Here is a 24,032-nt window from a genome sequence, read left to right on the forward strand (position 1 = left end):
ATCTGATATCTTTATAACACTTTTTCCAGAATTTGGATGTAGATCGCAATCCCTTCTTCTATTTCATGAACATAGATGAATTCATCCGCAGTGTGAGAGCGCCTACTGTCTCCGGGGCCTATTTTCACTGATGTACATGGAATAATGGCCTGATCCGAAGAGGTGGGAGAACCATATGTTGTCCTGCCAATTTCAAGACCTGCCCGTACAAACGGGTGATCCATTTCGATTTTCGAAGAATTGAGTCTGAAAGATCTAGCTGTAAGTGTTGATTTCATTTGAGACTGAATCATTTCAAAAGCTTCTTTATTGGAGTATTCATCTGTCACCCTTACATCCAGTGTAAAATGACAGGATTCAGGGACTACATTATGCTGTACTCCGGCATTAATACCTGATAAAGTCACTTTCACCTCTCCCAGATATTCTGAAACTTTTGGGAATTTAAATTCTAAAATATGCTGCAGATCCTGCATACATTTTATAATCGAGTTATCATTATTAGGATGAGCAGCATGGGAAGGGGTCCCTTTCATTTCTCCATCAATCACAAGCAGTCCTTTTTCAGCAATCGCCAGGTTCATCTGTGTGGGTTCTCCTACAATGGCAAATTCTATGTTGGGTAACTGTGGAAACAAAGCTTCTATTCCATCGAATCCTGAAATCTCCTCCTCTGCAGTTAAAGCAATTACCAGATTATATTTTAAATCTTCTTTATCATAAAAATGCAGGAAAACCTGTGCCATAGAAACCAGAGAAGCTCCGGCATCATTGCTTCCCAAACCATAAAGCTTCCCGTCTTTTTCGATCGGCACAAACGGATCCAAAGTATAGGCCTTATTAGGTTTTACCGTATCATGATGGGTATTCAGTAAAACAGAAGGTTTAAAAACATCAAAATTTTTATTGACTGCCCAGATATTATTTTTAAAACGCTTGGTCGGAATCTGATGCTTTTTGAAGAAATTTTCAATCTCCACCGATGTATTGAATTCATCTTTACTGAATGAAGGAATTTCAATCAGATTTTTCAGCAATTCAACTGCATTTTTCAGCAATTCTTCTTTATTATAAACAGATTTCAGTTCCTGCATGATGATTCTCTATATGATTTTTCAATTGGGTTTCTTTAATCAGAAACACCTTATTTACGTTATTTTTTATCGCTCCAAGAGCATTTTCAAGTTTGGGTAAAATCCCTTTATGCAGCTTTCCTTCTTTTTTCAACACATCAAAGTCTTCACCGTTCATACTTTTGATCAATGATTCCGGATCATTTACATTTTCCAGGACACCTTCTTTATCAAAACAATACAAGAGCTCAACCTCAAATTTCGATGATAAAGCCTGTGCCATCACCGATGCAATGGTATCTGCATTGGTGTTGAAAAGATTTCCTTTTTTGTCATGAGTAATCGCTGAAAATACAGGAATAAGATCGAGCTTCATGAATTTTGAAACCAATTTCTTATTCACACTTTTTTTATTAATATCCCCTACAAAACCAAAATCAATATCCGGATGCTCTCTTTTTTTAGCTTTAATCAAATTGCCATCCGCACCGGAAAAGCCTATTGCATTACAGTTTTTTTGTTGCAGTTTTTCAACAATATTCTTATTGATCCCTCCCGCATATACCATCGTTACAATATCCAATGTATCTTTATCCGTTATCCGCCTTCCATTAATCATCTTCTGCTCAATTCCCAGTTTATCAGCCAAAGTTGTTGCCAATTTACCACCGCCATGAACAAGGATTTTCTTTTCCTGGATTTCAGAAAATTGTTCTAAGAATTGAGTTAATAATTCCTCATCATCAATTAAAGCTCCTCCAATTTTTATGATGTATAACTTTTCCTTCATTTTGTAAACGTTTTGAGATACTAGCTCTTTTTGATCCTTGTCAAGGTTTAAAACCTTGACAAGGATCATTTGGCTTTTAATTCATCTAAAATTCCGCTGAATACTGCCTGCGCCGAGAAAATACGGTTCTTTGCCTGTTGGTAGATAATAGAATGCTCTCCGTCCATCACTTCATCACTCAGCTCTACGTTACGACGAACAGGGAGACAGTGCATTACTTTTGCCTGATTGGTATTCGCCAGTTTTTCATTCGTCAGCATCCAATCTTCCTGTACTTCCGGCATGGCTGCATAATCATCGAAAGAAGACCAGTTTTTCACATAGATAAAATCAGCATCTTTTAATGCTTCATTCTGATCATGGATTACTTTTACATCTTTTGTGAAATTTTTATCCAGATCATAGCCTTCAGGATTTGCAATCACCAATTCAACATCCATTTCCTGCATCCATTCTGCAAAAGAGTTTCCTACAGCCTGAGCAATTGGCTTGATATGCGGAGCCCACGTAAGCACTACTTTTGGTTTATAATCTTTTTTCCAGTTTTCAGTGATGGTAATACAATCTGCCAAACTTTGTAACGGATGACGGGTTGCTGATTCCAAAGAGATAACGGGAACTTTGGCATGCTGCTGAAACTGGCTTAAAATACTTTCATTGACGTCATCTTCTTTGCTTTTCATTCCTGCAAAACAACGCACAGCAATAATATCGCAATATTGATTTAATACCTCAATAGCATCTTTGATATGCTCTACCGTATCTCCGTTCATCACCGCTCCATCAGCAAATTCAAGATTCCATGCTTCCTGTGCTGCATTCAGTGTCAAAACATTTAACCCTAAATTTTGCGCTGCAATCTGGCTGCTCAAACGGGTTCTTAAACTTGAATTTAAAAATACAAGTCCTATGGTTTTCCCCTTTCCTTTTTCTGTTTCTGAAAGTGGGTTTGCTTTTATCTCTAAAGCTTTTTTTATGATTTCCTGTAAGTTTTCAACATCACTTACAGAGGTAAAATTCTTCATTGAATGAATGTTTTTAAAAATTGACTGACATATTAATTCTTTAATAAACCACAAAAGACATAAAAGTTTAACACCCTGAAAATATTAAAGTTCATATAAGATGAAAATCAAAGATTTTCAAGAACTTAAGTGTACTCCTTAAGCGTTTAATATTTTTCTTACAACCACTTAAGCGTTTATCTCTTTTGTAACTTTTGTAGTTTAAATTTTTTCCAATACTATTTTCAAAGCATTGATGAAAAGGTCGGTTTCCTCTTTCCTGATAGTAAGTGCCGGAAGAATCCTTAAAACACTTTTATCATTTGAGTTTCCTGTAAAAATGTGATGATCATACAACAGGCTTTTCCTTACTTCCGAACAGTCTCTGTCGAGTTCTATTCCAATCATCAGTCCCTTCCTTCGGATTGATTTAATATGTGGTAAATCCTTAATTTCATTTTCAATATACTCACCCATTTGCTGGGCATTATCGATAAGATTCTCTTCTTTCATGACATCCAGAACCGCAATAGACGCTGCACAAGCCAGGTGATTCCCTCCAAATGTCGTTCCCAGCAAACCATTACTTGCCTGGAATTTAGGATGAATTAAAACACCTCCCACAGGAAAACCATTCCCCATTCCTTTTGCCGTGGTGATGATATCCGGCTCTATTCCGAATTCCTGATGCGCAAAGAAATATCCGCTTCTTCCATATCCGGACTGCACTTCATCTAAAATCAGTACAGTGTTGTACTGATCGCACAATTCCTTAATTTTAGTCAGGAATTCTACTGTTGGAATCATGATTCCTCCTACACCCTGAATTCCCTCGATGATCACAGAAGAAATTTCGTTTCCAAATACTTCAAAAGTCTTTTCAAGCTGTTCGATATCATTCCAGTCCGACTTGATAAATCGTTCTGAAAAGTTCACCGGTGCCACAATTTTGGGATTATCTGTCACAGAAACCGCTGCAGAAGTTCTTCCATGAAATGAACCTGAAAAATACAGCACTTTGCTTTTCCCATTATGGAAAGAAGCCAGCTTTAAGGCATTTTCATTAGCCTCAGCTCCGGAATTACATAAAAAAAGGTTGTAATCTTCATAGCCCGAAAGCTTCCCAAGTTTCTCAGCCAGCTCAGTTTGCAATTCATTCTGAACAGAATTAGAATAAAAAGAAATTTTCTCTAACTGTTCTTTTAGTTTTGCCTGATAATGAGGATGATTATGTCCAATGGAAATTACCGCATGACCTCCGTAAAAATCAAGATACTGTTCTCCCTTATCATCCCACAGGAAAGATCCCTGAGCTTTAACCGGGTTTATATTAAATAATGGATATACGTTGAATAAATTCATGTCTTGTTATAAATGATAATTGATAAATAATGAACGATACGGAGTCCGAGTTTCTGGTCACGAACCGACGTACATTTTACTTTTTACTTTATACCTTAAAATGCGATTGGTTTCAGATTCAGCCCTTCATTTTCTTCCCAGCCCATGGCAATATTCATATTCTGTACTGCCTGTCCTGAAGCACCTTTCAACAAATTGTCAATCGCTGAATGGATCACTACTACATTTCCACATTTTTCGATCTGAATCACACAGCGATTGGTATTGACAACTTGTTTTAAGTCAATTGCTTTTTCACTTACCTTTACAAAAGGCGCTCCTGCATAAAAATCCTGATACAACTGATATAGGTCAGAAAGTTCCAAATCTGTTTTTACCGTAGAACTTGTAAAAATTCCTCTTGCAAAATCCCCTCTCCATGGTACAAAATTCAGGCTGACCTCTTTATGGTTAAACAAAACTATTTGTTGTAAAATTTCGTCCACATGCTGATGAGATAACGTTTTATACGCCGAGACATTATCGTTTCTCCAGGTAAAATGCGTAGTCGCCTGTAAAGACTGTCCTGCTCCTGTAGATCCTGTAATTCCTGTTGTAAAAACCTCATCCAGCACCCCTTTTTCAGCTAATGGTAAAAGGGCTAGCTGAATCGCCGTTGCAAAACAACCAGGGTTAGCAATACTCTTTGACCCTGACAGTTGTTTTTTATTGATTTCAGGCAATCCGTAGATAAAATCTCTGTTTCCGAAATCTCCTTGCAAACGGAAGTCATTTCCAAGATCAATCACCAAAGTCTCATCTTTCACAGGATTCTGGGTTAACCAATTCTGGCTTTCCTTATGTGGAAGACACAGAAAAAGAACATCCACCTCTTCAGGCTGATCCGTTAAAACCTGTTCGCAAACCGTCGTCAAATCCGGGTACAAGTCCGATATTCTTGTTCCCGAATTCGAACGACTATATAAAAAACTCAATGTCACATGGGGATGAAAAGCCAGTAAGCGTATCAACTCACTTCCTGTATAGCCGTTGGCTCCTACAATTCCTACTGTTTTCTTCATATTGATCGGATAGGATAACCTATCTTTATATTAATGTCCTTTCGGAACTAGTTGATATTTTGGTTAATTTGGTGGTATATATTTAAAGAGTTGCTTACAATTTTTGTATACCCTTTTACATCTTCCCCTGTCCATGCTCTGTTTGCCTCTCCATAGCTTCCAAATTGATCAGACATTAAATCATGAACAGATTCAATCCCATTTAAAACAAATCTGTAAGGATGAAGGGTAATAAATACTTTTCCACTTACTGTTTTTTGAGAATCCACTAAGAAAGATTCAATATTTCTCATCACAGGATCTAAAAACAATGCTTCATGAAGCCAGTTTCCATACCAATCGGATAGCTGAGATTTCATCATCTGCTGGTATTTTGAAAGAGTATGCTTTTCCAATAAATGGTGTGCTTTAATAATTACTGAAGCTGCTGCTGCTTCAAAACCTACTCTTCCTTTTATCCCTACAATAGTATCTCCAACATGGATATCCCGACCAATACCATAAACAGAAGCTAATTTTTCTATTTTCTGAATAGCATATACGGAATGTTCAAAACTTTCCCCATTCACAGCAACCACTTCTCCGTTTTTAAATTCGATCTCCAGTTCTGAAGCCTGAGTTTCCTGAATTTGAGAAGGAAATGCTTCTTCCGGCAGGTAATTTCTTGATGTCAAAGTCTCCTTTCCTCCTACAGAAGTTCCCCAAAGCCCTTTATTCACTGAATATTGCGCTTTATGAAACTCCATTTCATAGCCATGGCTTTTCAAAAACTCAATCTCCTCTTCACGGGATAAAGCCATATCCCGGATCGGGGTAATGATCTCCACATCGGGACACATTACCTGAAATATCAAATCAAAACGAACCTGATCATTTCCGGCACCTGTACTTCCATGAGCAATAGCATCTGCCTCAACTTCAATTGCATATTTTGCAATCTCCTGCGCCTGAATAGTACGCTCAGCACTTACAGAAAGAGGATAGGTATTATTTTTCAATACATTCCCAAAAATCAAATACTTCACACAAGAATTATAATAATCTTCCTGAGCATCTACGCACCTGTATGCTTTCACCCCTAGATTAAGGGCTTTTTTCTCCAGTTCCTTTTCTTCTTCTTTAGAAAAACCTCCGGTGTTTACAGTTACTGCATATACATCATACCCCAGTGTTTCACTAAGATATTTCGCACAGTAGGAAGTATCTAAACCTCCGCTAAACGCTAAGATGACCTTCTTTTTCATCTGAATTCTTTTTATTTTTGTTAATGGCCAGATGAAATTCACCAGGAGAATTTTGAGCAGAATACCCCAATCCCGTTTGGTTTATTTCATCATATTTATCTTTAGGCTGATCATTCACAACCTCATTTTTTGTTATATTTTCCGGAACAAACAACATTGCCGTACACAGGCAGTTTTTACGTTCCTTCTTCATTAAAATTTCGTAATTGACACAGTTTTTACAACCGCTCCAAAATTCCTCATCCTGAGTAAGCTCAGAATAAATGACCGGCTTGTATCCTAAATCACTATTGATTTTCATCACTGCCAGACCTGTAGTCAACCCAAATACTTTAGCTTCCGGGTACTTTTCTCTAGATAATTGGAACACTCTATGCTTGATCTGAGTCGCCACTCCTCCATTCCTGAATTTCGGAGATACAATTAATCCCGAATTGGCAACAAACTTTCCATGTGACCAGGTCTCTATATAGCAGAAACCCACCCACTCACCGTTTTCAGTAGCTACCACAGCATTGCCTTCTGAAATCTTTTTACTTAAATATTCGATGGAACGTTTTGCGATACCCGTTCCTCTGCGCTGTGCAGAATCATACATTTCCTGCTGTATTTCACTCACATACATTAGATGTTCGCATGAGGAAATTTCTATTTCCATTTATTTATCTAATTTTTTTGGCAAATTTAAAATATAATTTCTATAAAAACCAAATAAAAAAGATATTTTTTTTGTTTTAAAAAATTACACAGGTAAAATTATCTTTACAGGAAATTATATATTTGCTAATTTATTATATATTTGCTAAAAAAGTATAGCTATGGAAAATACATGTCCTAAATGCGGTAGTAATAAAGTAGTTAAAAGCGGGATCATCAATGAAAAACAACGGTTCCACTGCAAGAACTGCAAGTATTATTTCACGGTCAAAAAACTGGGAAAGCAGATTGACGACTACTATGTAACCAAAGCTTTGCAGCTCTACCTGGAAGGTTTAAGCTACCGTGAAATCGAAAGAATTATTGGGGTTTCCCATGTTACGATCAGCTCATGGATCAAAAAATATAATATTACCAGACCTCCCCATTCTGAATTCCATCCCGTTTATAAAATATTAAAACAGAATGAATTAATTGAATACATCGCCCAGGAAGAAAACATTAAAAACTCAGGCATTATCATTACCCAGTTTGCCGATAAGTACATGCTGATCAAATGGGAGAGATTTAAGAAGTAGAGAGAAGATGTTAGAAACTAGATATCAGATTTTAGACAAAGTCACTTAACTGTATTTCTCGATCTCGCAACACACATCTCGCACCTCTTATCAAAAAAACTATATAGTTACCACTAATATATATTAAATTTTTATAAATAAATTATTAATTCCAATTTGGCATTCACAAAAAACAACGCCAAAAATTGATAATTTATGAAGAAATTACTTACATTCATTGGAGTAGCCTTAATCAGCAGTTCTTTATACTCGCAAGGTTCTCCTGATTACGGCAGCGGATTAAAAGTCAACCTCAACCCGGACGGAGATAAGTTCATCAGATTTATTTTATGGGACCAGCTCTGGTTAAGAAACACTTCTATGAACCCCGGTAGTATGGTGGGAAGTGAACCCACAGACAATTCCTGGAGCATAGGAAACAGAAGATTACGGGCTTTAACGTATGCTCAGATCTCCAAAAGATATATGATCCTCCTTCATTTCGGAATTAACAATCAGACCTTCATCAACGGAGGTGCAACAGGAACTTCGGGAACAGGAGGTTATGGAAACGGAAAGAAAACCCAGCTGTTTTTCCATGATGCCTGGAATGAATATGCAGTTATTTTACCTGGAGAAGCGGGAAAATTCAGTTTATCTTTAGGGGCAGGGCTCCATTACTATATGGGACTTTCCCGAATGACGATGGCTTCTACACTAAATTTCCTGACTGTAGACTCCCCTGTTTTTTCATGGCCTCTTATTGACAATTCAGACCAGTTTGCCAGACAGCTCGGAATGTTTGCCAAAGGAAAATATGGAAAACTGGAATATCGCCTCAGCTTAAACAAACCTTTTGCAACAGACCTGACACCAATGAATGTCACTGATCCTTCGAGAGCGGTAGCGGTAGATAATAATGGAAACCCAAGTTTTTCAAAGGCAGGGTATCTTGAATATCAATTCCTCGATGAAGAGTCCAATACACTACCTTTCAAAGTAGGTTCTTATCTGGGAACAAAGAAAGTTTTCAATGTGGGGGCAGGGTTTTATCATCAGGCAGATGGGACAAGAACTTCCGTTAATTCCAATATTGAGAAGCATGATATCACTCTTTTCGCAGTTGACGCTTTTGCAGATATTCCACTGGGAGAAGCCAAAAATAAAATGGCCGTTTCTGCTTATGCGGGATATTACAACTACAATTTCGGACCCAATTATGTAAGAAATCTGGGAACAATGAACATTGCTGCCACAGACCCCAATTTCATAGGTAATAAAGCCATTGCAGGGCCGGGAAACTTACAGCCTACTATTGGAACAGGTAATATTATCTACGCTCAGGCAGGCTTACTTTTACCCAGCCAGGCTGAAAAACCAAAGATCAGAATACAGCCTTTCGCAGCCTACACACATAAGAGTTTTGAGGCATTCGACAAGTCTTCCTCTCAGTTTGACGTTGGAGCCAACTGGTTTATCGATGGCCATCATGCAAAAATCACCACACAATATTCAACACGACCGGTTTATACCAGCCCCACTGAAAGTCCTTCTTCAAAAGGCGAATTCATTGTACAGTTTCAGATTTACCTATAATCCACCGTCAGCAATACACAGCATTAAGGCAATGAAAACAATATAACCTGATAAAAAATTCAGAGGAATTATTATCATTTTCTACTAATATCAAAAACTAATCAATATGAGCGAAAAGCACTACGAAAGCTACGAAAATATGACCGACAGGCAGAAAAACCGCACCATATGGAGCGTTATTACAGCCTCATCTCTCGGAACCCTGATTGAATGGTATGACTTTTACATTTTCGGAAGTTTAGCCATCGTTTTAGCAACAAAATTTTTCCCTGCAGATAATCCCACCGCTGCCTTTTTATCTACATTGGCAACATTTGCTGCCGGATTTGTAGTAAGGCCTTTCGGTGCTTTATTCTTTGGAAGGCTGGGAGATCTTATCGGAAGAAAATATACCTTCCTGGTGACTTTACTGATTATGGGGTTTTCCACTTTCCTTATCGGATGTATCCCAAGTTATGAAACCATTGGATTTATGGCTCCAGTTTTAGTTTTAATCTTAAGACTATTACAGGGTTTAGCTCTTGGAGGTGAATATGGAGGTGCGGCAACGTATGTCGCAGAATACGCACAACCTCATCGAAGAGGTTACTGGACTTCATGGATACAAACCACAGCTACTGCCGGACTTTTCATTTCTTTAATTGTTATTTTGATCACAAGAAAAACTCTTTCTCCTGAAGATTTCGATACCTGGGGATGGAGGGTTCCTTTCTGGATTTCTATTCTCATGGTAGGTGTTTCTTATATCATCAGAAAAAATATGAAAGAATCTCCGCTTTTTGCCAAGGCTAAGAGCGAGGGGAAAACGTCTAAAAATCCTTTAAAAGAAAGTTTTGGCAATAAATTTAACTTCAAATTTGTCCTGCTTGCTTTATTTGGAGCAGCGATGGGACAAGGGGTCATCTGGTACACCGGGCAGTTCTATGCTATGAGCTTTTTACAAAAGGTAATGAATGTGGAATCTTCCCAGGTAGATTTACTAATGGCAACAGCCTTGCTTTTAGGAACTCCTTTCTTTGTATTTTTCGGTTGGCTCTCTGATAAAATAGGCCGAAAAGCAGTCATGATGACCGGGATGCTGGTCGCTATTTTAGCCTACAGACCAATATACGACAGCATGTTTAAAAGCGTAAATCTTGAAAATAAAACCGTAGCAGCCAATGGAATTACAGAAAAAAGAACAGCCAAAATCCATAATGACATTGCTACAGACAGCTTGGTTACCATTCATAAAGAGACCCTTTTTACAGATGGAACTTTAGTTAAAAAAGACAGTATTGTCCACTGGTCACCGACCGGTCCGGTTATAAAAGACGGAAAAGCTGAGGAAGCAAAAGTATCCCAAACCGTAAAATTAAGTGATGACACGAAATGGTATCTGGTCTTCCTGGTATTTATCCAGGTGATATTTGTAACCATGGTTTACGGCCCTATTGCCGCATTCCTTGTGGAAATGTTCCCTGTAAGAATCCGTTACACATCCATGTCTCTGCCGTATCACATTGGAAATGGGGTATTTGGAGGTCTTCTTCCGGCAGTTGCCACGTATCTGGTGACTACAGGAAAAGAGGCAGGACATGCAACATGGTACCTTGAAGGTCTTTGGTATCCTATCGGAGTGGCAGCTGTCTGTCTTCTCATTGGATTAATTTATCTTAAAAATAAGAACAATAATCTTCACGATTAGGCATTGAATCACTCAAATTTTTATTAATTTTAAAACTATTAAAATGAACGGACTAAAAAAAATATTAGGCATTCTATGGATCGCAATTGCTGTGATCGTAGGATATTTCGGAACCACGGTAATGGGAATTCCCAAAATCACTTCCGGAAAACAGGAAGATCTGGTTTTTGGCATCATCATTTTGTTTGTACTGATGCCCATTGTCTCGGGTGGAATGGCCGTTTTCGGTTATTATGCGTTAACGGGAGAATATTCGGACGACAAAATTTAAAAAATAATATGGATAATTGATGGATGCTGCATTCATCAATTATCTTTTATCAATCATCATTTATGAAAAAAAGACACGAACAGAAACTCATTATCTTAAGCATCGGGCTGATGATTGCTTTCAGCATTCCCATTTCATTGATTTTCAACAGTGAGAAAAGTGTTTTGGGCTATCCTATGATTCTGGTATACCTGTTTGCGGTCTGGATGATTTCCATCGTGATATCTTTTGTAATCGTAAAAAAATATGATGAGTAGTTTCGCTTTATTTTCTGTAGTCTTGTTTTATCTGGCCCTTTTGTTCTTAGTTGCCTATCTGGCAGAGAAGAAGAAAAGCAAGGTCTGGATCAACAATCCTTACATTTATGCTTTGTCTCTTGCCGTATATTGTACGGCATGGACTTACTATGGAAGTATTGGTGTAGCAGCTACAAGCGGATTAAACTATTTACCGATCTACATCGGTCCCATCATGATTATTCCTGCATGGATTTATATCAATACACGGATTGTAAGGATTTCAAGAGTCAATAAAATCAGCAGTCTTGCAGATTTCATTTCATTGCGATACGGAAACAGCAGAAGCTTCAGTGCTATTATTACCATAGTATGTCTTTTTGCCATTGTCCCTTATATTGGATTGCAGATTAAAGCGATTTCCGAGACCTTCCATCTGGTTACCGAAACACCGATGTCAAAAGATATCCTTACTGACAATGCTACTTTTGTAGTCGTTTTAATTGCTTTATTTTCCTCTTATTATGGAACGCGATATGTAGACGCTTCGGAAAAACGGCTTGGAATTATTTCAGCCATTGCCCTGGAAAGTTTTTTAAAATTATTCTTCATTATCATTCTTGGCTTTTTTGTCATTTATTATGTATTTGATGGTTTTTCAGATATTTATCAGAAGGCAAGCCAGTTTAAAGATTTTAAAGAAAAAAATACATTCAACGGAACTGAGGGCGCTATGAACTGGATGCTCCTGTGTATGATTTCCGCTACAGCCATCTGTATTTTGCCCAGACAATTCCATACCGCTATTGTGGAGAACAGACAGGAGAAACATATTAAAACAGCTATTTGGTTCTTCCCTCTTTACCTGTTGATTTTCACTGTATTCATCTTTCCTATCGCCTGGGGCGGAAGATTGATTTTCGATGGGCAGAAAGTAAATCCGGAGTTCTATTCTATTTTAATTCCACAACATTTTGACAACACGCTGATTACAGTCTTGGTTTTCCTTGGCGGGTTAAGCTCGTGCATTTCAATGATCATTATCTCAGCCATTACTTTATCCATCATGTTATCCAATAACCTGATCATTCCTTATGGCTTGCTTGGAAAGTTCAAATCCGAAAGTGAAGAACAGAACACAAGAAATATTACCAACATCAGAAAATTCAGCATTTTCGCACTGATTATCATGGCTTTTGCCTTCTATAAATATTTTATACTGAAGACCTCTCTTGATTCTGTAGGTTTGATTTCATTTGTTGTCATCGGACAATTAGCTCCTTCATTTTTTGGTGCTCTATTCTGGAGGAGAGGAAGTTATAAAGGGGCTATCATCGGGCTTATCGCCGGATTGGCAATCTGTTATTTCGGATTGATTATTCCTCAATATTATTTTTCTTACAACCAGGAGTTCAAAGGAGTGTTGAGAGAAATGTATGATGCTTTCGGCTTTTTCACCATCCCTTATTTAGGGAGAATTCCACAGATATTTTTCTGGTCAATTTTGGTGAATACCGGTTTATTCACCATCATTTCCGTGAGTACCAAAGGAAATTACAGAGAAAGAAACTTTGCAGAACTGTATGTAGATATCGACAAATATATTCAAAATCACGAAAACGCTTTTATATGGCGAGGTACAGCTTATATTTCCGATATCCAGAATATCCTCGAAAGGTTTTTAGGTAAAAGTAAAACAGAGCAGGCTCTAAGAATTTTCAACTTAAAATACAATATCGATTCTAATACAGAAACGGCAGATTCAAGATTTATTAAATTCTCGGAAAATCTTTTAGCAGGAAGAATAGGCACTGCGTCAGCAAAAATTTTGATTGAAGGTGTAACGAAAGAAGATAAAATATCTCTAAAAGAGGTATTGAATATTCTGGAGGAATCCCAGGAAAACATCAGCTTAAATAAAAAATTGACAGAGCAGTCTGAAGAACTCCAAAAACTTTCTGATGATCTGCGTACCGCCAACGAAAACCTGATTGTCAAAGACCGTCAGAAAGATGATTTTCTGGATTCTGTTGCCCACGAACTGAGAACCCCGATTACAGCTATCCGTTCCGCTGGAGAAATTTTAGCGGATGACGACGATATCCCTTTTGATATCAAACAGGAGTTTTTAAATAATATCATCACAGAATCTGACAGATTAAGTGAAATCATCAACGATATTCTTTACCTTGACAAGCTTCAACATGGAGAAATCCTGCTAAGTATTCAGAAAAACAACATCATTGAAACTTATAAAAAAGCATTGAACCCACTCCTCCACCTGATCCAGCAAAAAAATATTCATTTAAGTGAAGTGAATCTTCTGAATCAGTTTATATTTGAATATGATGAAGCAAGGATGATCCAGCTTTTTCAGAATATTTGGGGAAATGCATTGAAATTCACCGATGAACAAGGTACTATACAAACCAAACTTTTTGAAAAGGAAAGCCAGCTAATCATTTCTATTTTCAACACGGGAAAACATATTCCTGAGGAAGACCTGGAAATGATCTTTGACAAGTTTTACCAATCCAAAAACCAGAATATTTTAAAACCTACAGGAAGCGGACTCGGGCTCGCGATTTCTAAAAAAATCGTACAGGCTCACGGTGGAAGTATCAAAGCTGAAAACAGCGGACTTGGCGTTACTTTCACCATCAGTATTCCTGAGAAAATAATAAAAGAGATTAAAAATGAAGTTGAACATTCTTAAAAAGCACCTATGAGAAAGATAATCATCGCAGACGACGAACACAAAATATTAATGTCGCTGGAATACAGCTTTAAGAAAAACGGATATGACGTCTATATTGCACGCGATGGAACAGAAGTTCTGGAGTTCTTAAAAACAATGGTTCCCGATGTAATCCTCCTCGATATCATGATGCCTAATCTTGATGGATACAGCACGCTGGATCTCATCAAACAGGATGACAAAATGAAAGACACAAAAGTCATCTTTCTCAGCGCCAAAAATAACCCGAGAGACATTGAAAAAGGTCTTGAAATGGGAGCTGACGCCTATGTAACAAAACCTTATTCGATTAAGAAACTGATGCAGCAGATTGAGGAAATGTTTGGATAGAGGTAAGATGCTGGATTTCAGATAAGAGATAAGAGATAAGAGACACGAGATATGAGACATGAGATGAAAAGAAGGGACTGTTTCGCCTTTAGATCACACTAAAACGACTACTTACCCTTGTCAAGGTTTAAAACCTTGACAAGGGTATTAAACCAAACACACGACTATTCTTATGAAGACAGATACGTTATTTAAACAAAGTATAGAAGATAAAGAAGGCTTCTGGAAAGACAAGGCCGCAGAAATACAATGGTTTGAGTTCCCACAAAAGATCCTTTCCAAAGATGGTAACAACTACCCTCAATGGTTTTCTGACGGAAAACTTAATATGTGTCATTTATGTATTGACAGGCATATTGAAGATGGTTTTGGGGATCAGAATGCCCTTGTTTATGATTCACCCGTAACCGGTGCGAAGAAAACCTATACTTTCAATCAGGCCAAGGAAGAAATTTCAAAATTTGCGGGAGGATTATCTTCTTTAGGATTAAAAAAAGGAGACACCGCAGTCATCTATATGCCCATGATACCGCAAACCCTTTTTGCCATGCTGGCATGCGCAAGAATTGGAGTTATTCATAATGTGGTTTTTGGCGGTTTTGCCCCTCATGAATTAGTGGTGAGAATTGACGACTGCAAACCGAAAGTATTAATCACCGCTACAGCAGGTATAGAAATCGCTAAAAGAATCCCCTATCTTCCTTTGGTAGAAAAAGCAATTGAACTGGCCCAGGATAAAGTGGACCATATTGTCGTTTACAACAGAAAATTGGTAGATAACCAGCATGAAATGTTTGACGGACTTATTGATTATGAAGAGCTGGTACAGAAGTCAGCACCGGCTGATTGTATTTCAGTGGAATCTACCCACCCCCTTTACCTTCTTTATACATCCGGAACTACGGGAAAACCTAAAGGGATCGTCCGTGATACCGGGGGCTATGCTACAGCCCTACAATTCTCTATGAAATATGTGTATGGAGTTGAACCGGGAGAAACCTACTGGGCAGCTTCTGATTTCGGATGGGCCGTTGGGCATAGTTTTTCTGTGTATGGACCGCTGATCAATAGAAATACGACCGTTATTTTTGAAGGAAAGCCTATCATGACTCCTGATGCGGGAACTTTCTGGAGAATTATTTCAGAATATAAGGTTTCCGTTATGTTTACGGCTCCTACCGCTATCAGGGCCATCAAGAAAGAAGACCCCAATGGAGAATTGGTCAAAAAATATGATCTTTCCCATTTTAAAAAACAGTTTTTAGCAGGCGAGCGCTGTGATGTAGCAACACTGGACTGGTTTGCAGAGCATATCGGAGTTCCGGCTATTGATCATTGGTGGCAAACAGAATCAGGATGGCCCATGCTGGGATTACTGACTTCAGATCAGTATACCATCAAAAGAGCTTCTGCAGGAAAACCTATTCCTGGATATGATATTAAAATTTTTGATGAAAACGGATTAGAACTCGACCCTCATCACGAAGGCTACCTTGTGATCAAACTCCCCCTTCCTCCGGGTGCATTACTTGGAATATGGAAAGACTATGAACGCTTTGAGGACAGCTATCTATCCCAATACAACGGTTATTATTTTTCGGGAGACGGCGCTATCCAGGATGAAGATGGTTACATTTTTATTACCGGAAGAGTGGATGATGTAATCAATGTTGCCGGACACAGGCTTTCCACCTCGGAAATGGAAGAAATTGTTTCATCCCATCCTGATGTCGCAGAATGTGCTGTTGTGGGTATTGATGATGATTTAAAGGGGCAGATTCCTTTTGCAACAGTGGTTTTAAAAAACGGAACACGAGTATCAGAAGAGGAAATAGAAAAAGAGATCATCAAAATGGTTCGTGAAAAGATTGGTGCGGTAGCCTTTTTAAAAAACGCTATGGTTGTCAAGCGCTTACCCAAAACACGATCCGGAAAGATTTTAAGAAAGCTGATCAGAACATTGCTTGATGGGAAAGATTTTCAGATCCCATCAACCATTGATGATGAGAAAATCATTGAAGAAATCCAGGAAAAAATCGAGGTTTATAAGGCTTAAACGAGAATTTAAACATAAATTTAAAGTATAATAAAATTTCAAAAAAACGAAAGGGATATGAGAAATTACTTAATAGAAGATTTACCACAATATTTTGAAGATTATAAAAAGTCTATCAAAAATCCTAAGAAATTCTGGGATAAAGTAGCGGATCAAAACTTCGTGTGGTATCAGCGATGGAGCAAGGTGGTTAAGTATGATATGAATGAAGCAAAAATCACATGGTTCAAAAATGCCAAACTCAATATTACGAAAAACTGTATCGACAGGCACCTTGCCATAAGAGGAGACAAAACAGCTATTATCTGGGAACCCAATGACCCTAAAGAAGAAGCTCAGCATATATCTTATAACGAACTCTACACCCGCGTCAACAAAACAGCCAATGTTTTACGGGATATGGGCATTGAAAAAGGAGACAGGGTCTGTATTTATCTCCCGATGATTCCTGAATTAGCAGTTACGATGCTGGCTTGTGCTAAATTAGGAGCTGTTCACTCTGTTATTTTTGCAGGGTTCTCAGCTGCTGCAGTAGCCTCAAGGGTGAATGACTGTGAAGCTAAAATGGTTATTACTTCAGATGGAAGTTATAGAGGGAATAAAGTTTTGGATTTAAAAAGCATTGTAGATGAAGCCCTGGAAAAAACCCCGACTGTAGAAAATGTACTGGTGGTAAAAAGAACTCATAATGAGATTAAAATGAAGGACGGCAGAGACCATTGGTTGTCTGATCTGTATGAAAAAGCATCTCCTGATTTCGTTACAGTCATTATGGATTCCGAAGATCCTCTTTTCATCCTTTATACTTCCGGATCTACCGGAAAACCGAAAGGAATGCTTCATACCTGCGCCGGTTATATGGTGTATACCGCTTATACTTTCAAAAATGTATTCAACTATAAAGAAAATGATATTTACTGGTGTACAGCAGATATCGGATGGATCACAGGGCATTCTTACATTCTTTACGGACCGTTATTAAACGGTGCTACTACCGTTATCTTTGAAGGAGTTCCTACCTACCCTGAACCGGACCGTTTCTGGGAAGTGATTGAAAAACACAAGATCACGCAGTTCTATACCGCCCCTACCGCGATCCGTTCTTTGGCTAAAGAAAGTGCAGAATGGGTAGACAAGCATGATTTAAGCTCTTTAAAAGTAATAGGCTCTGTAGGTGAACCTATTAATGATGAAGCATGGCACTGGTTCAATGATCATGTTGGAAAGAAAAAATGTCCGATTGTAGATACGTGGTGGCAAACCGAAACGGGAGGGATTATGATTTCACCTCTTCCATTTGTAACTCCTACAAAACCAACCTATGCTACACTTCCTTTACCTGGAATACAGCCGGTTTTAATGGATGACAAGCGCAACGAAATTACAGGAAACCAGGTGACAGGAAACCTCTGCATCCGCTTTCCATGGCCAGGAATTGCAAGAACAATCTGGGGAGATCATCAAAGGTATAAAGAAACATATTTTACAGCTTTCCCTGGAAAATATTTTACAGGAGACGGAGCTTTAAGAGACGAGGTGGGTTATTACAGAATTACAGGCCGCGTGGATGATGTGATCATTGTTTCGGGACATAATCTAGGAACAGCCCCTATTGAAGACAGTATCAACCAACATCCAGCTGTTGCAGAATCAGCAATCGTAGGGTATCCGCATGATATTAAAGGAAACGCTTTATATGGATATGTTATGCTTAAGGAGTCCGGAGAGGGGCGTGATAAGGAAAATCTTAAGAAAGAAATTAACCAATTGATTTCTGATCAGATCGGACCTATTGCCAAGCTTGATAAGATCCAATTCGTTTCAGGACTTCCTAAAACCCGTTCCGGAAAAATCATGCGTAGAATATTAAGAAAAATTGCGGAAGGCGACTTTAGCAACTTCGGAGACATCAGTACTTTGCTGAACCCGGAGATTGTAGAGGAAATTAAGAATGAAAGAATTTAATTACTTCCAGCATATAAATACAGAGGCTGTTTCAACCGTTGAAGCGGTCTCTTTTTATATTACCTGTCATCAAGCAGCATTGATTTTCAGTTTTTTTGAAAGTTAAACATAGTATACAAATACATGGAAAACCTCATAAATCAGCGAGAGATAAATTAGACTTACATCACGGCAATGATTTTCAATCCCTTGGTATCAGAGGAACCTACAGATGTTATATGAGAAATATTATGATTTACTTTAATCACAATATTAAACATGCGTTCAATAGACATTCTTAAAAATTTTAACATTGTATTATAGATAGAACATTAATAGATAAATTTTATTGTTTTTTATTCAAATAAATCAGAAAATTATTACTAACTTTAATAACAACTTTAAAACCCATTAATTATGTCAAATATATTAGCTGGGCTATTTGAGCACAACAGCGATTACAAAAAGCTTGAAAATGATCTGGAAAACTCAGGATTCGGAAATTCAGATTACATCATATACCTTAATAGCGAAGATAATCACGCACAATATCTGGCGAGTGTGGCGGTGAAGGACAGCAGCCAGGCAGAGAGTGCCCGGAACATTTTCAACCAGCATATTGTCTTAAAGACGTATTTGTTTGAAAATATGAGCATCGATCAGGCCAATTACGACACTATTAAAAAATATATCGATGCAAGAAATAGGGCTGAAATCCATAACAGTCCTGACATTAAGATCAAAACGTCAAGTGACGGTATGAATTCTGAAGTAAAGTTCTAATCAATATAAAAACCTAGTAACCGGGAATCCGTAGAAATATTCTACGGATTTTTTATGTTTGAAAAACGTAAAATTTTTCGTATTTTCGTCTAAATATAGGTATTTACACAAATGAGTTACGACTTAGAACAAGAGAATAAAGAAATCCTTGCGAGATATAAAGATCTGATTTCTAACACCTACAGGACTTTGGATGAGGAAAACAATAAACTCATCCGAAAAGCCTTCGATATTGCTTTGGACGCCCATAAGGATCAAAGGAGAAAATCCGGAGAGCCCTATATCTATCATCCTATTGCTGTTGCTAAAATTGTAGCGACTGAAATTGGGCTGGGAGCAACTTCCATTGCCTGTGCTCTTCTTCATGACGTTATTGAAGATTCCGACTATACCTATGAAGATCTGAAAAAAATCTTTGGAGAAAAAATCGCAAGCATCGTGAATGGATTGACCAAAATATCCATCATGAACCATCAGAATATCTCCGTACAGTCTGAAAATTACAGAAAACTTTTACTGACACTGTCTGAAGATTTCAGGGTAATTCTTATCAAAATTGCGGACCGTCTTCACAATATGCGGACTTTGGAGAGTATGGCTCCGGATAAGCAAAAAAAGATCGCTTCAGAAACAGTTTATATTTATGCACCCATGGCTCACCGTTTAGGTTTGTATAATATTAAATCTGAGCTGGAAGATCTTTCATTAAAGTACAACAATCCGGAGGTATATAATGAAATCACGGAAAAGTTGGAATTGGCAAAAGAAAACCGTGAAAGATATATTGAGGAATTCAAAACCGAGGTTTCAGAGAGACTGAAAGAAGAAGGACTGAACTTCACCATCAAAGGCCGAGCAAAAGCTATTTCCTCTATTTACAGGAAAATGCTGAAACAGGGTGTTTCTTTTGAAGAGGTTTTTGATAACTATGCGATCAGAATTATTTATAAATCTGATGCTAAAAACGAAAAATTCCTGGCCTGGAAAATTTATTCTATCGTTACCGACGTATACCACAGTAATCCTTCCAGAATGCGAGACTGGATCACACAGCCGCGTTCAACAGGCTACGAAAGTTTACATTTGACTGTTCTGGGGCCTGATAAAAAATGGATCGAAGTACAGATCCGTTCCGAAAGAATGGATGAAATTGCTGAAAAAGGAGTTGCTGCCCACTACAAATACAAAGAGGGCTATAAACAAAGCTCCGATGACAGGAATTTTGAAAAATGGGTAACGGAAATCCGTGATGTGCTTGAACAGCAGCAGAACCTTTCTACCTCCGAGCTTTTGGATAATATTAAACTTAATTTATATTCTAAAGAGGTATTTGTCTTTACACCAAAAGGAGAAATCAAGATTCTGCCAACCAATGCCACTGCTCTGGATTTTGCTTTTTCCGTTCACTCGGATTTGGGAATGAAGTGTTTAGGAGCGAAGATCAATGGGAAACTGGTTCCTATTTCCTATACGCTTCAAAATGGTGATCAGGTCGACATTCTATCTTCTCAAAATCAGAAACCAAAATCTGACTGGCTGGAATTTGTAGTGACTTCCAAGGCCAAATCCAAGATCAAAAGTTATCTGAATTCGCAGAAAAATCAGCTGGTAGAAGATGGAAAAGAAATTTTACAAAGAAAACTGCGTCATGCAAAGATCAACTTTAATGACGAGGAGATTAATAAACTTCAAAAATTCTTTAATTTAAAATCATCACAAGAGCTCTTCCTTAAATTCCAAAGTAACGAACTGGATGTAAGCAGCTTAAGAAAATACATTGAAAGTAAAAACGTATTCAACAACCTGCTTTCAAGATTCAGAAAATCTCCTACAAAAAATCAACATTTCGAAGAGCCGAAAGAGGAAAACCTGGACATGATTGTTTTTGGTAAGGATGAAGAAAAACTAAACTACAGCTATGCAAAATGCTGTACGGTAATTCCCGGTGACAAAATTTTCGGATTCATTACCATTTCTGATGGGATCAAAGTACACAGTGACAACTGTCCGAATGCCATCAACCTTAGAGCGCAATACGACTATCGCGTCATCCCTGCCAAATGGGTAAATGCAGAAAGCTTCAAAGACAGAGTGAAAATCGAAATTGAAGGACTGGACAGAATGGGAATGATTAATGACATCACAGCCGTCATCAGTGGAAGTATGGGAATGGATATGAAAAGTATGTCTATTGAATCGAACAATGGAGTTTTCACAGGAAACATCAACCTTGAAGTAAAAAATAAGGGTCAACTGGAGGAAACTTTCAAAAAACTTAAAAGTATTAACGGCGTTTCCATTGTAAGACGTCTACAATCATAAATATGAATTTATCTCTTTATTTTAAAAAATTTTTCAACAACAGTCAGGCTTCAGGAATCATTCTTATCTTCTGTGTGCTTATTTCATTGCTGATTGCCAATTCATCAGCTGCTGAAGCATTTCAGCACTTTTTAGACAAGGAAGTAGGGACTCACATATTTGGACTGGAATACCCTGTCAGCATCTGGATCAATGACGGTCTGATGGCTGTATTTTTTCTTTTGGTAGGGCTTGAAATAAAAAGAGAGCTTGTAGAAGGCGAGCTATCTTCTTTTAAGAATGCTTCGCTGCCTATTTTTGCTGCAGTAGGCGGAATGCTGGTTCCTGCAGTTATCTACAGTATATTCAATTCCGGAACGGAATATGGCAGTGGCTGGGGAATCCCTATGGCTACAGATATTGCTTTCTCATTAGCTATTATTTCAATGCTGGGAAAGAGAATTCCCAATTCAATCAAGATATTTCTTGCTGCCTTAGCAATTGTAGATGATCTGGGAGCGATCCTGGTTATTGCTATCTTCTATACGGAGCAGATCCATTGGAGCTATCTCCTGTTATCACTGGGAGTGGCTGCTCTTCTTTTCCTATTAAATTTTTTAAAGGTTACCCGTATTATATTTTATATTATTCCGGGGCTATTTTTGTGGTATTTCCTTCATCATTCAGGTATCCATGCAACGATCGCCGGGGTTTTACTTGCATTTTCAATTCCAACGAATGCTTCTCATGTAGATATTTCGCCTTTGGAAAAGCTTGAACATAAGCTTCACATTCCTGTAAGTTTTCTGATCATGCCTATTTTTGCATTAACCAACACCAATATTACTTTCTCCAGCGAAATGGTTGCAGGCATTACAAGTACATTGGGACTGGGAATTATCTGCGGGCTTATATTAGGAAAGCTGATTGGAATTAATTTATTTTCCTTTATTGCGATCAAAATGAAATTGAGTTCCTTACCCCAAAACAGTAACTGGGTTCAAATGATCGGTGTAGGTTTACTGGCCGGAATCGGATTTACCATGTCTATTTTTATAGCATTACTGTCCTTTAAAAACGAAATTCCGATCCAGGATGAAGCTAAATTTGCTATTCTGATTGCCTCATTCTTAGCTGCTGTGCTAGGATATACCATATTAAGTATGAGTTCTAAAGAACGTCCGGAGCTGGAAGAAAATTAATCTTTCTTCCGGTTTTCCAGCTTCCATTGATGTTCCTTATTATTCTCAAAATCCGGTTCTGTGATCTGAGTGTGGTAATGAGCGGCCTCTTTTTGAATTTCATCAGACAATAATTTCTCTATTCTAAGCTTTCTGATAGCCATATTCAGTTCGTTTCCAAAGAGAAGAAGATAGACATTCACATTCACCCAAACCATCAGCAGGATCATACTCCCTATGGAACCGTAAAGCACATTATAACGGGCTATATCTTTAACATAAATGGCGAAAATATACGTCGTAAGAACAAATAATATGGTCGTAAGGACTGCTCCCGGCACCGCCTGTCTGAAACGGGTAATTTTCACAGTTCCCAGCCAGTAAAATAAAGTCAGAAGAATAAAGTAAAACAGCGGAAAAGAAACAAATCCAATAATACGGGAAAGGTTATCTACCAGCCATGTAACATCATAGGCCGGTGTAAAAAGTTTCATGACAACCTCTACATAGTAAACCCCGAACAGGGCTAAAAATACAATGGTAATAAAGCCAATGGTGATAAAAAATGAAAGAATAAATTCTTTGACATCACTGAGCTTTTCATCTGCATTTTCATTAAATCCATTGATAAGGGAAAATGTACCGTTGGTAGCAAAAACCAATGCCAGCACAATGGTCAGATTACTGATCCCTTTCATATTGGGAATAATATTGGTTTCTATATATCCTCTGACATCTCCCTCCATATTGGAAGGGAAAACATTATGCATCAATACTTCGAAAATATAAAACTGAAGCTTATCATAATGGGGCATATAAGGCAAAACGGAAAGTAAAAACAGAAGAAACGGAAATAAACTGATGGTAAAGCTCCAGGAAATAGCAGCTGCTTTTCTTCCTATTTTTCCTTTAAAAATCCCTGAGATATAAATTTGAAACATCTGCCATAGCGATATTCCCAAAACGGGAATATGAATGTCATCAAAAAACTCTTGAACTTTCAGGATAAATCTGGGAACCTTTATACTCATCTATGTTATAATTTGGCAATTAGGAGAGCAATAAAAATCTGAAAACACCCATTTTAATAAGCATTTCCGTAAATTTCATTCATCTCTCATTACAAATATAAACATTTTCT

General features: G+C 37.8%; 20 protein-coding genes. 12 read left to right on the forward strand and 8 right to left on the reverse strand.

Going from position 1 to position 24,032, the window contains the following annotated elements:
• Positions 1-11: 11 nt before the first annotated feature.
• The 7 genes from B8967_RS09575 to B8967_RS09605 form a co-directional block, all read right to left on the reverse strand.
• Positions 12-1,094: a M20 family metallo-hydrolase gene (locus B8967_RS09575; protein ID WP_084085940.1), complete on the reverse strand. Its 1,083-nt coding sequence runs from the start codon at positions 1,092-1,094 to the stop codon at positions 12-14.
• Positions 1,069-1,863, reverse strand: a complete 795-nt coding sequence (gene argB, locus B8967_RS09580) for an acetylglutamate kinase (protein WP_047485186.1) — start codon at positions 1,861-1,863, stop codon at positions 1,069-1,071. Before argB ends, B8967_RS09575 begins: the two co-directional genes overlap by 26 nt.
• Before the next feature lie 65 nt (positions 1,864-1,928).
• Positions 1,929-2,888 carry an N-acetylornithine carbamoyltransferase gene (locus tag B8967_RS09585; RefSeq protein WP_084085941.1) on the reverse strand — a complete coding sequence of 320 codons (960 nt, stop codon included), beginning with the start codon at positions 2,886-2,888 and terminating at the stop codon, positions 1,929-1,931.
• Positions 2,889-3,089: 201 nt separating this feature from the next.
• Positions 3,090-4,229 (reverse strand): aspartate aminotransferase family protein, encoded by a 1,140-nt coding sequence (locus B8967_RS09590; RefSeq protein WP_084085942.1) that lies wholly within the window; start codon positions 4,227-4,229, stop codon positions 3,090-3,092.
• Between the two features lie 95 nt (positions 4,230-4,324).
• Positions 4,325-5,290, reverse strand: coding sequence for an N-acetyl-gamma-glutamyl-phosphate reductase (gene argC / locus B8967_RS09595; protein ID WP_047485193.1), 966 nt, complete (start codon positions 5,288-5,290; stop codon positions 4,325-4,327).
• A 47-nt stretch (positions 5,291-5,337) separates the two neighbouring features.
• The gene (locus tag B8967_RS09600; protein WP_084085943.1) at positions 5,338-6,534 is read right to left on the reverse strand and encodes an argininosuccinate synthase; all 1,197 of its coding nucleotides are present in this window, start codon (positions 6,532-6,534) and stop codon (positions 5,338-5,340) included.
• A complete protein-coding gene (locus B8967_RS09605) occupies positions 6,506-7,192 on the reverse strand; it encodes a GNAT family N-acetyltransferase (protein ID WP_084085944.1) in 687 nt (228 codons plus the stop codon). The genes B8967_RS09600 and B8967_RS09605 overlap by 29 nt, the downstream gene beginning before the upstream one ends.
• A 160-nt stretch (positions 7,193-7,352) precedes the next feature.
• On the opposite strand from B8967_RS09605, the gene B8967_RS09610 reads away from it, so the two are divergent.
• From B8967_RS09610 to nhaA, 12 genes are all read left to right on the forward strand, one after another.
• The gene (locus tag B8967_RS09610) at positions 7,353-7,769 is read left to right on the forward strand and encodes an IS1/IS1595 family N-terminal zinc-binding domain-containing protein (protein ID WP_047485199.1); all 417 of its coding nucleotides are present in this window, start codon (positions 7,353-7,355) and stop codon (positions 7,767-7,769) included.
• Between the two features lie 195 nt (positions 7,770-7,964).
• Complete coding sequence (locus tag B8967_RS09615; RefSeq protein WP_084085945.1) at positions 7,965-9,344, forward strand: porin; 1,380 nt, start codon at positions 7,965-7,967, stop codon at positions 9,342-9,344.
• Between the two features lie 106 nt (positions 9,345-9,450).
• Complete coding sequence (locus B8967_RS09620) at positions 9,451-11,031, forward strand: MFS transporter (RefSeq protein ID WP_084085946.1); 1,581 nt, start codon at positions 9,451-9,453, stop codon at positions 11,029-11,031.
• 43 nt (positions 11,032-11,074) lie between these two features.
• On the forward strand, positions 11,075-11,302 hold the full coding sequence (locus B8967_RS09625) for a DUF6814 family protein (protein ID WP_047485203.1): 228 nt from the start codon (positions 11,075-11,077) through the stop codon (positions 11,300-11,302).
• Between the two features lie 62 nt (positions 11,303-11,364).
• Positions 11,365-11,559 (forward strand): hypothetical protein, encoded by a 195-nt coding sequence (locus B8967_RS09630; protein WP_047485206.1) that lies wholly within the window; start codon positions 11,365-11,367, stop codon positions 11,557-11,559.
• A complete protein-coding gene (locus B8967_RS09635) occupies positions 11,552-14,254 on the forward strand; it encodes an ATP-binding protein (protein ID WP_179140059.1) in 2,703 nt (900 codons plus the stop codon). The genes B8967_RS09630 and B8967_RS09635 overlap by 8 nt, the downstream gene beginning before the upstream one ends.
• A gap of 9 nt (positions 14,255-14,263) precedes the next feature.
• Positions 14,264-14,626, forward strand: a complete 363-nt coding sequence (locus tag B8967_RS09640; protein ID WP_047485210.1) for a response regulator transcription factor — start codon at positions 14,264-14,266, stop codon at positions 14,624-14,626.
• Between the two features lie 172 nt (positions 14,627-14,798).
• Positions 14,799-16,682, forward strand: coding sequence for an AMP-binding protein (locus B8967_RS09645; protein ID WP_084085948.1), 1,884 nt, complete (start codon positions 14,799-14,801; stop codon positions 16,680-16,682).
• A gap of 57 nt (positions 16,683-16,739) precedes the next feature.
• Positions 16,740-18,647 carry an acetate--CoA ligase gene (gene acs / locus B8967_RS09650; protein WP_084085949.1) on the forward strand — a complete coding sequence of 636 codons (1,908 nt, stop codon included), beginning with the start codon at positions 16,740-16,742 and terminating at the stop codon, positions 18,645-18,647.
• 396 nt (positions 18,648-19,043) lie between these two features.
• On the forward strand, positions 19,044-19,409 hold the full coding sequence (locus B8967_RS09655; protein WP_047485218.1) for a hypothetical protein: 366 nt from the start codon (positions 19,044-19,046) through the stop codon (positions 19,407-19,409).
• A gap of 111 nt (positions 19,410-19,520) precedes the next feature.
• Positions 19,521-21,731, forward strand: coding sequence for a RelA/SpoT family protein (locus B8967_RS09660; RefSeq protein ID WP_047485221.1), 2,211 nt, complete (start codon positions 19,521-19,523; stop codon positions 21,729-21,731).
• Positions 21,732-21,733: 2 nt separating this feature from the next.
• Positions 21,734-22,912 (forward strand): Na+/H+ antiporter NhaA, encoded by a 1,179-nt coding sequence (gene nhaA, locus B8967_RS09665; protein ID WP_084085950.1) that lies wholly within the window; start codon positions 21,734-21,736, stop codon positions 22,910-22,912.
• Here nhaA and B8967_RS09670 read toward each other — a convergent pair.
• Positions 22,909-23,922 (reverse strand): YihY/virulence factor BrkB family protein, encoded by a 1,014-nt coding sequence (locus tag B8967_RS09670; RefSeq protein ID WP_047485226.1) that lies wholly within the window; start codon positions 23,920-23,922, stop codon positions 22,909-22,911. The two genes, nhaA and B8967_RS09670, sit on opposite strands and share 4 nt — an antisense overlap.
• Between the last annotated feature and the right edge of the window lie 110 nt (positions 23,923-24,032).

The organism is Chryseobacterium sp. YR221 (assembly GCF_900176315.1).
In the GTDB taxonomy this organism is placed as follows: Bacteria; Bacteroidota; Bacteroidia; order Flavobacteriales; family Weeksellaceae; genus Chryseobacterium; species Chryseobacterium rhizosphaerae.

Bases quoted from the DNA above. Each gene is read 5' to 3' on its own strand.
- B8967_RS09660 (WP_047485221.1), top strand. From the start codon at position 19,521: ATGAGTTACGACTTAGAACAAGAGAATAAAGAAATCCTTGCGAGATAT.
- acs (WP_084085949.1), top strand. From the start codon at position 16,740: ATGAGAAATTACTTAATAGAAGATTTACCACAATATTTTGAAGATTAT.
- B8967_RS09645 (WP_084085948.1), top strand. From the start codon at position 14,799: ATGAAGACAGATACGTTATTTAAACAAAGTATAGAAGATAAAGAAGGC.
- argB (WP_047485186.1), bottom strand. From the start codon at position 1,863: ATGAAGGAAAAGTTATACATCATAAAAATTGGAGGAGCTTTAATTGAT.
- B8967_RS09575 (WP_084085940.1), bottom strand. From the start codon at position 1,094: ATGCAGGAACTGAAATCTGTTTATAATAAAGAAGAATTGCTGAAAAAT.
- B8967_RS09655 (WP_047485218.1), top strand. From the start codon at position 19,044: ATGTCAAATATATTAGCTGGGCTATTTGAGCACAACAGCGATTACAAA.
- B8967_RS09640 (WP_047485210.1), top strand. From the start codon at position 14,264: ATGAGAAAGATAATCATCGCAGACGACGAACACAAAATATTAATGTCG.
- B8967_RS09630 (WP_047485206.1), top strand. From the start codon at position 11,365: ATGAAAAAAAGACACGAACAGAAACTCATTATCTTAAGCATCGGGCTG.
- B8967_RS09670 (WP_047485226.1), bottom strand. From the start codon at position 23,922: ATGAGTATAAAGGTTCCCAGATTTATCCTGAAAGTTCAAGAGTTTTTT.
- B8967_RS09605 (WP_084085944.1), bottom strand. From the start codon at position 7,192: ATGGAAATAGAAATTTCCTCATGCGAACATCTAATGTATGTGAGTGAA.
- B8967_RS09585 (WP_084085941.1), bottom strand. From the start codon at position 2,888: ATGAAGAATTTTACCTCTGTAAGTGATGTTGAAAACTTACAGGAAATC.
- B8967_RS09615 (WP_084085945.1), top strand. From the start codon at position 7,965: ATGAAGAAATTACTTACATTCATTGGAGTAGCCTTAATCAGCAGTTCT.
- B8967_RS09590 (WP_084085942.1), bottom strand. From the start codon at position 4,229: ATGAATTTATTCAACGTATATCCATTATTTAATATAAACCCGGTTAAA.
- B8967_RS09635 (WP_179140059.1), top strand. From the start codon at position 11,552: ATGAGTAGTTTCGCTTTATTTTCTGTAGTCTTGTTTTATCTGGCCCTT.
- B8967_RS09620 (WP_084085946.1), top strand. From the start codon at position 9,451: ATGAGCGAAAAGCACTACGAAAGCTACGAAAATATGACCGACAGGCAG.
- nhaA (WP_084085950.1), top strand. From the start codon at position 21,734: ATGAATTTATCTCTTTATTTTAAAAAATTTTTCAACAACAGTCAGGCT.
- B8967_RS09610 (WP_047485199.1), top strand. From the start codon at position 7,353: ATGGAAAATACATGTCCTAAATGCGGTAGTAATAAAGTAGTTAAAAGC.
- argC (WP_047485193.1), bottom strand. From the start codon at position 5,290: ATGAAGAAAACAGTAGGAATTGTAGGAGCCAACGGCTATACAGGAAGT.
- B8967_RS09625 (WP_047485203.1), top strand. From the start codon at position 11,075: ATGAACGGACTAAAAAAAATATTAGGCATTCTATGGATCGCAATTGCT.
- B8967_RS09600 (WP_084085943.1), bottom strand. From the start codon at position 6,534: ATGAAAAAGAAGGTCATCTTAGCGTTTAGCGGAGGTTTAGATACTTCC.